Here is an 8,450-nt window from a genome sequence, read left to right as displayed (position 1 = left end):
CAGCGCTCGCGCAATGGGCGAGGTAACCGAGATCTTGCCAGCCTTGATATCGGCTTCATCCTCGCCGACGATCCGGTAGCGCACTTCTTCGTCGGTCTCGAGATTGAGCAGCTCGACGGTCACGCCGAAGATCACCTTGCCCGTCTTCGGCATCTTGGTCACGTCGATGACCTGTGCCGACGACAGCTTGCCTTCGATCTCCTGAATGCGCCCTTCGATGAACCCCTGCTGCTCACGGGCAGCGTGATACTCGGCGTTCTCCTTGAGATCGCCGTGTTCCCGGGCTTCCGCGATGTCACTGATCACCCGCGGGCGTTCGACGCCTTTCAGCTGTTCCAATTCCTGGCGCAAGGCCTGCTCGCCATGGACGGTCATCGGGACCTTATTCATGAACTACTCCTGCGTGCTGTTCCTGCAGCCGCCGCACCGTGATCTCGTTACCGTATTCCAGCGCCATGCACACGGCCCGCGCCCCCGCCAGCGTCGTGGCATAGGGCACCTTGCGGGCCAGCGCAGTGCGCCGGATGACCGAGGAATCGTTGATCGCCTGGCGGCCTTCCGTGGTATTCACGATATAGGCGATTTCGTCGTTCTTGAGCAGATCGACGATATGCGGACGGCCTTCAAAAACCTTGTTTACGACAGCAACGGACAGACCAGCCTCTTCCAGAGCCCTGGCCGTGCCACGCGTTGCAACCAAACTGAAGCCCAAGGCTAGCAGAGATTGCGCCACCTCGATAACACCTTGCTTGTCCGGCTCGCGTACGGAGAGGAACGCCTGACGCTCGCCGGTCAGCTTCGGAATCGCTTCGCCTGCGCCCAACTGGGCCTTGTAGAAGGCTTCGGCGAAGGTCGTGCCGCTGCCCATCACCTCGCCAGTCGACTTCATCTCCGGCGACAGGATCGGATCGACACCCGGGAACTTGTTGAACGGGAACACCGCTTCCTTGACGCTGAAATAACCCGGAATGATCTCGCGGGTGAATTGCTGCTCGGCCAGCGTCTTGCCAGCCATGCAGCGCGCCGCGACCTGGGCCAGCGAGGTACCGATGCACTTGGAGACGAACGGTACGGTACGCGAGGCGCGCGGGTTGACCTCGATGATGTAGATCTCGCCATCCTGCCAGGCCAGCTGCACGTTCATCAGCCCGACCACGCCCAGCTCGACCGCCATGCGCTTGACCTGCTCGCGCATCTCGTCCTGCACCTCGGCAGGCAGCGAATATGGCGGCAGCGAACAGGCGGAGTCACCGGAGTGGACGCCGGCCTGCTCGATATGTTGCATGATGCCGCCGATCACCACCTGCTCGCCGTCGCTGACCGCGTCGATGTCGATCTCGATCGCCGCATTGAGGAAGTGATCCAGCAGCACCGGCGAATCGTTGGAGACCTTGACCGCGTGAGTCATGTAGCGCTCGAGCTCTTCGGCGGTGTAGACGATCTCCATGGCGCGACCGCCAAGCACGTAGCTCGGGCGCACGACCAGCGGATAGCCGATCTTCTCGGCCTTGGCGAAGGCATCCTCGAAGCTGCGCGCAGTGGCGTTGGGCGGCTGCTTGAGACCCAGCTTGTCGATCATCTTCTGGAAACGCTCACGGTCTTCGGCGCGGTCGATGGCGTCCGGCGTGGTGCCGATGATCGGCACACCGGCTGCCTCCAGCGCTCGTGCCAGCTTCAGCGGGGTCTGGCCGCCGAACTGCACGATCACCCCGACCGGCTTCTCCTTGTCGGCGATTTCCAGCACGTCTTCCAGCGTGACCGGCTCGAAGTAGAGGCGATCCGAGGTGTCGTAGTCGGTGGAGACGGTCTCCGGGTTGCAGTTGACCATGATGGTCTCGTAGCCGTCTTCGCGCATGGCCAGCGCCGCATGCACGCAGCAGTAGTCGAACTCGATCCCCTGGCCGATACGGTTGGGACCGCCGCCGAGCACCATGATCTTCTGACGATCGCTGACTTCCGCCTCGCACTCCTCCTCGTAGGTGGAGTACATGTAGGCGGTATCGGAGGCGAACTCCGCCGCGCAGGTGTCGACCCGCTTGTAGACCGGGCGAATGTCGAGCTGCTGACGCCGCTGGCGGAACTCGCTCTCGGAGACGCCCAGCAGCGATGCCAAACGCGCGTCGGAAAAGCCCTTGCGCTTGAGACGGTAGAGATCGTCGGCGCTCAAGTCGTGCAGCGAGCGCTTGGCGACGGCCGCCTCGGCCAGCACCAGATCCTCGAGCTGGACCAGGAACCAGCGATCGATATTGGTGAGCGCGAAGACCTCGTCGACGCTCATGCCGCTGCGCATGGCGTCGGCGATATAGAAGATCCGGTCGGCACCGGCAGCCTGCAGCTCGCCCTTGATCAGCGCCATGTTCTCGGCGTTGAAGTCGGTAACCTTCGGATCGAGCCCGTCGACACCGATTTCCAGGCCACGCAGCGCCTTGTGCATCGACTCCTGGAAGGTCCGCCCGATCGCCATCACCTCGCCGACCGACTTCATCTGCGTGGTCAGGCGGTCGTTGGCCTGAGGGAACTTCTCGAAGGTGAAGCGCGGGATCTTGGTGACGACGTAGTCGATCGACGGCTCGAAGGAGGCCGGCGTGGCGCCGCCGGTGATGTCGTTCTGAAGTTCGTCCAGGGTATAGCCCACCGCCAGCTTGGCGGCGATCTTGGCGATCGGAAAGCCGGTCGCCTTGGAAGCCAGTGCCGAGGAGCGCGACACGCGCGGGTTCATCTCGATCACGACCATGCGCCCGGTGTCCGGATCGACGCCAAACTGGACATTGGAGCCACCGGTCTCGACGCCGATCTCGCGCAGCACCGCAAGGGATGCGTTGCGCATGATCTGGTACTCCTTGTCGGTCAGCGTCTGCGCTGGCGCGACAGTGATGGAGTCTCCGGTATGCACGCCCATCGGGTCGAAGTTCTCGATCGCACAGACGATGATGCAGTTGTCGTTCCTGTCGCGAACGACCTCCATCTCGTACTCTTTCCAACCCAGCAGCGACTCGTCGATCAGCAGCTCATGGTTGTTGGAAAGCTCGAAGCCGCGACCGCAGATTTCCTCGAACTCTTCCTTGTTGTAGGCCACGCCACCACCGGAACCGCCCATGGTATACGAGGGGCGAATGATCACCGGGAAGCCGAGCGAAGCCTGGATTTCCCACGCCTCGTCCATGGTATGGGCGACCTTGGCCTTGGGACACTCGAGGCCGATGTTCTTCATCGCCTTGTCGAACAGATCGCGATCTTCGGCCTTGTTGATGGCATCGGCATTGGCGCCGATCATCTCCACGCCGTACTTCTCGAGCACGCCATGCTTGTCGAGCTCCAGCGCACAGTTGAGCGCGGTCTGCCCGCCCATGGTCGGCAGAATCGCCGACGGGCGTTCCTTCTCGATGATCTGCTCCACCGCCTGCCAGGTGATCGGCTCGATGTAGGTGGCATCGGCCATCACCGGATCGGTCATGATGGTCGCCGGATTGGAGTTGACCAGGATGACGCGGTAGCCCTCTTCACGCAGTGCCTTGCAGGCCTGGGCCCCGGAGTAGTCGAATTCGCACGCCTGCCCGATAACGATGGGGCCGGCGCCGATGATCAGAATGCTGTCGAGATCCGTACGTTTTGGCATGCGCTAACACTCGTCGAAAATGAGGGTGTCGGCGGCTGGCGCCGACCCGATAAACTGAATTCCAAACCGCTGCTGGTGACTCAAGCGGCTTGCTGACGACGCTGCATCATCGTCACGAAACGATCGAACAGCGGCGAGACATCCTGAGGCCCCGGGCTTGCTTCCGGATGGCCCTGGAAGCTGAACGCCGGACGATCGGTCAGTTCGATGCCCTGCAGCGTGCCGTCGAACAGCGAACGATGAATGGCGCGCACGTTGTCGGGCAGACTGGTCTCGTCCACCGCGAAACCATGGTTCTGACTGGTGATCATCACGTGCCCGCTATCGAGATCCTGGACCGGATGGTTGGCGCCATGGTGACCGTGGTTCATCTTCACCGTCCTGGCGCCGGCAGCCAGCGCCAGCAGCTGATGGCCCAGGCAGATACCGAAGACCGGGATATCCGTCTCGAGCACTTCCCGGATCGCGCTGATCGCGTAGTCGCAGGGCTCGGGGTCGCCCGGGCCGTTGGCCAGGAAGACGCCATCCGGGTTCATCGCCAGCACCTCGCTGGCCGGCGTCTGGGCCGGCACCACCGTCAGGCGGCAGCCGCGAGAGGCGAGCATGCGCAGGATGTTGTGCTTGATCCCGTAGTCATAGGCGACCACGTGATAAGGCCGCTCACCGTTGGCGGTGTCGGCGTAACCCTGGCCCAGCGTCCATTCGCCTTCGGTCCATTCATAGGTGGACTCGCACGAGACTTCCTTGGCCAGGTCCATCCCCTTGAGACCCGGGAAGTCGTGGGCCGCCGCCAGCGCCCGCTCGACGGCATCATCGCCCCGGGCGGCATCACCGGCCAGAATCGCACCATTCAGCGACCCCTTGTTGCGCAGAATGCGCGTCAGGCGGCGGGTATCGATGTCGGCGATGCCGATGACGTTCTGCGCGGTCAGATACTCGGAAAGCGACGTCGTGCTGCGGAAATTGCTGGCGATCAGCGGCAGGTCCCGGATCACCAAACCGGCCGCACAGATGCGATCCGATTCGACGTCCTCGAGATTGACGCCAGTATTACCGATATGCGGGTAGGTCAACGTAACGATCTGGCGGGTGTAGGAGGGATCGGTGAGGATTTCCTGATAACCGGTCATGGCGGTATTGAAGACCACCTCCCCGCTGGTTTGCCCATCAGCTCCGATCGCAGTACCGTAAAACACACTGCCGTCTTCGAGAGCCAGTATCGCGGGTCTGTTCAAGGCAACATCCTCCTTAACTGGTCATCAACACATTACGTCGAGGTCTAGCATCACGCCCCTGCTTCGTGCATTGGCCGAGCGAGCCGCCGCAAGGTCGTAAAAAAGCGGGACGAAATCCGGAAAAACCGGTTTCATCCCGCTTATTGTCCGACTGCTGCATCATCTGCGGCGAATCTCTATTGCCTACGGCTCTGGCCCGGCCAAATTGATGAAATGATACCGGAAACCAACGCCCGGCTCCAGTACCGAGCGCAATTCGACCCAATGATGCCTTGAACGGCGCTTCCCGGCGCCCGCATGTCCGCGTTCAGCATTTAGACAACGCTACGCTTTCAACCCCAGCACGTCCTGCATGTCGTAACGACCAGCGCTTCGCTCGGCCAACCAGACCGCCGCCCGCACGGCGCCCTTGCCAAAGGTCAGACGGCTCGAGGCCTTGTGGGTAATTTCGATGCGCTCACCTTCTGCGGCAAACAGCACCGTGTGCTCGCCGACAATATCGCCACCGCGCACCGTGGCAAAGCCGATCTCCTTGGGATCTCGCGCCCCTACCTGTCCGACGCGCTGGAACACGCCGTGGGTCTTCAGGTCCCGGCCCAGCGGCTCGGCCACCGCCTCGCCCAGCATCAGCGCCGTGCCCGAAGGCGCATCCACCTTGTGACGATGGTGCGCCTCGATGACTTCGATATCGTAGCCGGCATCCCCAAGCGCCCTGGCAGCGGTCTTGAGCAGGTTCACCGTCAGGTTGATGCCCGTACTCATGTTGGCCGCGAACACCACCGGGAGACGGTCGGCATAGCTGTCCAGCGTCTTCAGTTGCGCTTCGTCGAGCCCCGTCGTACCGATCACGATCGCCTTGCCGTTGTCGGCGCACCAGGCTAGGTTGGCTAGGGTCAACTGGGGAGTCGAGAAATCGATCAGCACATCGAAATCGTCGCGCACCTCGTCGAGCGAGCCATGCAGCGTCACGTCGAGCTTGCCCAGCCCGGCCATTTCACCGGCATCGCACCCGAGGAGCGAACTATCGGGGCGTACGATCGCCGCTCCCAGCTCGGCGGTTTCGTCCTTGTGCGTCGCCTCGAGCAAAATCCGGCCCATGCGACCGGCCGCTCCCATGATGGCTATCCGCGTCATGCTTCCTCCCGTTACCTTCATTTGGCGCAGCCTGGCTACGCTGGTGATCGTCAGTGGCAACAGTATATCAGCCGACGTCTTACCGCCGGCACGGGCTACACTGGGTGACGTCGACGACCTCGGGGGAGCCACCAGCCCATGCCGCCTCGCTTCTTTTCTGTTCTGCTACCCATCACCGTGGCGTGGCTCACCGGCTGCAGTGCCACGCCCCATCGCACGGCCATCGCCCCGGCGGACCTGCTGGCGAGTACGCCGAACATCGAGTGGTGCGGCACGCTATCCTTGCCCGGCGAATGGCAGGATGGCACACCGGTGGGCGGGCTTTCCGGTCTCGGCTGGGACGAAGACGAGGCGATGCTGTTCCTGATCTCGGACCGTGGCTGGCTGCATCGCGCCCGGCTGACGTTCGATGGCAGTGGCGAGCTCCGTGATTACGAACCGCTGGATACCTACCCGCTGCGCGGCGAGGACGGCGCCATTCTGGCAAGCGCCGAGAGCGACGCCGAGGCACTGACGCTGGAAAACGCGAACGACGGCGTCCGCGGCAACACCCAACTGGTGATCGGTTTCGAGGGCGTCATGACGGACAATGGCGAAGGCGGCGCCCGCTGGCAACGCTTCCTGCCTTCGGGTATCGCCAGCGCACCGGCGAATCGTCCCGAGGGGTTGTCGGGAATCCAAGCCAATGGCGGACTGGAGGCAATTGCGTTGCTGCCCGGGCATGGGTTAGTGGGCGGCATCGAAAATCCACCCGACGACTGGCCCGAGAAGGTAACCCGGCTCTTTACCCTCGACGACCGGCAGGCGTGGCGCTATCCGTTGGCAGATAACGCCAACAGCGCCTTGACCGCAATGGAAAGCCTGGGTGGTGACTTGCTGACTCTGGAGCGCGCCTATACGCCGCCGGCATCGATCGTGATCCGGCTGCGGCGCGCCCATCTCGATGACGATGGCGGCGTCGAGGTCAGCGAACTGGCCAGACTCTCCAGCAGCAACGGCTGGTCGGTGGACAACTTCGAAGGCCTGACCCATATCGGCGAACATCGCTATCTGATGGTCAGCGATGATAACTTCAGCCTGAGGCAGCGCACCCTGCTGACCTGCTTTGCCGTGAAAGACATCGACCCCAAGCTCAATGATTCTCGAGCCGGATAGACAGCCTTCGCCGCAGACCTGGCGTTACCGCGCCAGAACGCACTAGTAGAGCAACCTCGTAAAATCGTGACTTACGCCGGCAGGCAGCGAAAGCTTCCGATAAGCAAAAAGCCTCACCCGATTGGTCGGATGAGGCCTTTCAGGCTAGCTAGCGCGCACGCTTTTTTACGGTTTCATATCCTCGAAGAAGCGCTTCACGCCGTCGAACCAGCCCTCTTTCTTGGGCGAGTGGCGGCTGGCGCTACCCAGGCTGTCCTGGAACTTGCGCAGCAGATCTTTCTGCTCTTCGTTGAGATTGACCGGAGTCTCGGTCACCACCTTGCAGAGCAGATCGCCGGCCGGGCCGCCGCGCACGGGCTTGACGCCCTTGCCGCGTAGCCGGAACAGCTTGCCGGTCTGGGTTTCGGGCGGGATCTTGAGTTTGACCCGGCCTTCCAGCGTCGGCACTTCCAGTTCGCCACCCAGCGCCGCGTCGACGAAGTTGATCGGCACTTCGCAGTGCAGGTGTCGGCCGTCGCGCTCGAAGATCGGGTGCGCCTTGATCTCGACCTGGACGTAGAGATCGCCCGCAGGTCCACCGTTGAGCCCGGATTCGCCCTCGGCGTTGAGCCGAATGCGGTCGCCGGTATCGACCCCCGCCGGAATCTTCACCGACAGCGTGCGCGTCTCGCGGACGCGGCCTTCGCCATGACACTTGCGGCACGGCACCTTGATGCTCTGGCCGCTGCCATGACAGGTCGGACAGGTCTGCTGCACGGCAAAGAAACCCTGCTGCATCCGTACCTGGCCCTGGCCGTGGCAGGTCGGGCAGGTCTCCTTGCTGGAACCCGGTTCGGCGCCGCTGCCGTCGCAGTGCCCGCACTCGACGTGGCGCGGCACACGGATATCGACAGTCGTGCCGAACACCGCGTTCTCGAGATCGAGTTCGAGGTTGTAGCGAAGGTCGCTGCCGCGCTGCGGCGCGTTCGGATTGCGACGCCCACCGCCGCCACCGAAGATATCGCCGAACACGTCGCCGAAGATATCGCTGAAGCCACCAGCGCCGGCACCGCCGAAGCCTCCGCCGAACCCGCCGCCTTGGCCGTCGACGCCGGCATGACCGAACTGATCATAGGCCGCGCGCTTCTGGTCATCGGAGAGCACTTCGTAGGCATCGGAGACCTCGCGAAACTTCTCCGCTGCCTGCTGGTCGTCCGGATTGCGGTCCGGGTGGTACTTCTGCGCCAGCCGACGATAGGCCTTCTTGATGTCCTTGCCGTCGGCGCTCTTGTCGACGCCCAATACTTCGTAATAGTCACGTTGGGACATTA

At 62.9% G+C, this 8,450-nt stretch carries 6 protein-coding genes; 1 reads left to right on the top strand and 5 read right to left on the bottom strand.

Annotated features, from left to right (window positions below):
- From greA to dapB, 4 genes are all read right to left on the bottom strand, one after another.
- Nucleotides 1-390: transcription elongation factor GreA (gene greA / locus DOM32_RS09875; RefSeq protein ID WP_110633927.1), on the bottom strand; the 390-nt coding region annotated here is incomplete at its 3' end.
- Complete coding sequence (gene carB / locus DOM32_RS09870) at nt 383-3,616, bottom strand: carbamoyl-phosphate synthase large subunit (protein WP_071230946.1); 3,234 nt, start codon at nt 3,614-3,616, stop codon at nt 383-385. The genes greA and carB, both read right to left, overlap by 8 nt.
- 80 nt (nt 3,617-3,696) lie before the next feature.
- The gene (carA, locus tag DOM32_RS09865) at nt 3,697-4,851 is read right to left on the bottom strand and encodes a glutamine-hydrolyzing carbamoyl-phosphate synthase small subunit (protein WP_110633924.1); all 1,155 of its coding nucleotides are present in this window, start codon (nt 4,849-4,851) and stop codon (nt 3,697-3,699) included.
- Between the two features lie 324 nt (nt 4,852-5,175).
- The gene (gene dapB / locus DOM32_RS09860) at nt 5,176-5,985 is read right to left on the bottom strand and encodes a 4-hydroxy-tetrahydrodipicolinate reductase (protein WP_110633922.1); all 810 of its coding nucleotides are present in this window, start codon (nt 5,983-5,985) and stop codon (nt 5,176-5,178) included.
- Between the two features lie 138 nt (nt 5,986-6,123).
- On the opposite strand from dapB, the gene DOM32_RS09855 reads away from it, so the two are divergent.
- Complete coding sequence (locus DOM32_RS09855; protein ID WP_110633919.1) at nt 6,124-7,140, top strand: esterase-like activity of phytase family protein; 1,017 nt, start codon at nt 6,124-6,126, stop codon at nt 7,138-7,140.
- 165 nt (nt 7,141-7,305) lie between these two features.
- Here DOM32_RS09855 and dnaJ read toward each other — a convergent pair whose 3' ends face one another.
- On the bottom strand, nt 7,306-8,448 hold the full coding sequence (dnaJ, locus tag DOM32_RS09850; RefSeq protein ID WP_071230955.1) for a molecular chaperone DnaJ: 1,143 nt from the start codon (nt 8,446-8,448) through the stop codon (nt 7,306-7,308).
- Nucleotides 8,449-8,450: the final 2 nt, after the last annotated feature.

The sequence above is a fragment of the Salinicola salarius genome (assembly GCF_003206135.1).
Classification (GTDB): Bacteria; Pseudomonadota; Gammaproteobacteria; order Pseudomonadales; family Halomonadaceae; genus Salinicola; species Salinicola salarius.
This window is presented reverse-complemented; position numbering and strand designations above follow the sequence as displayed.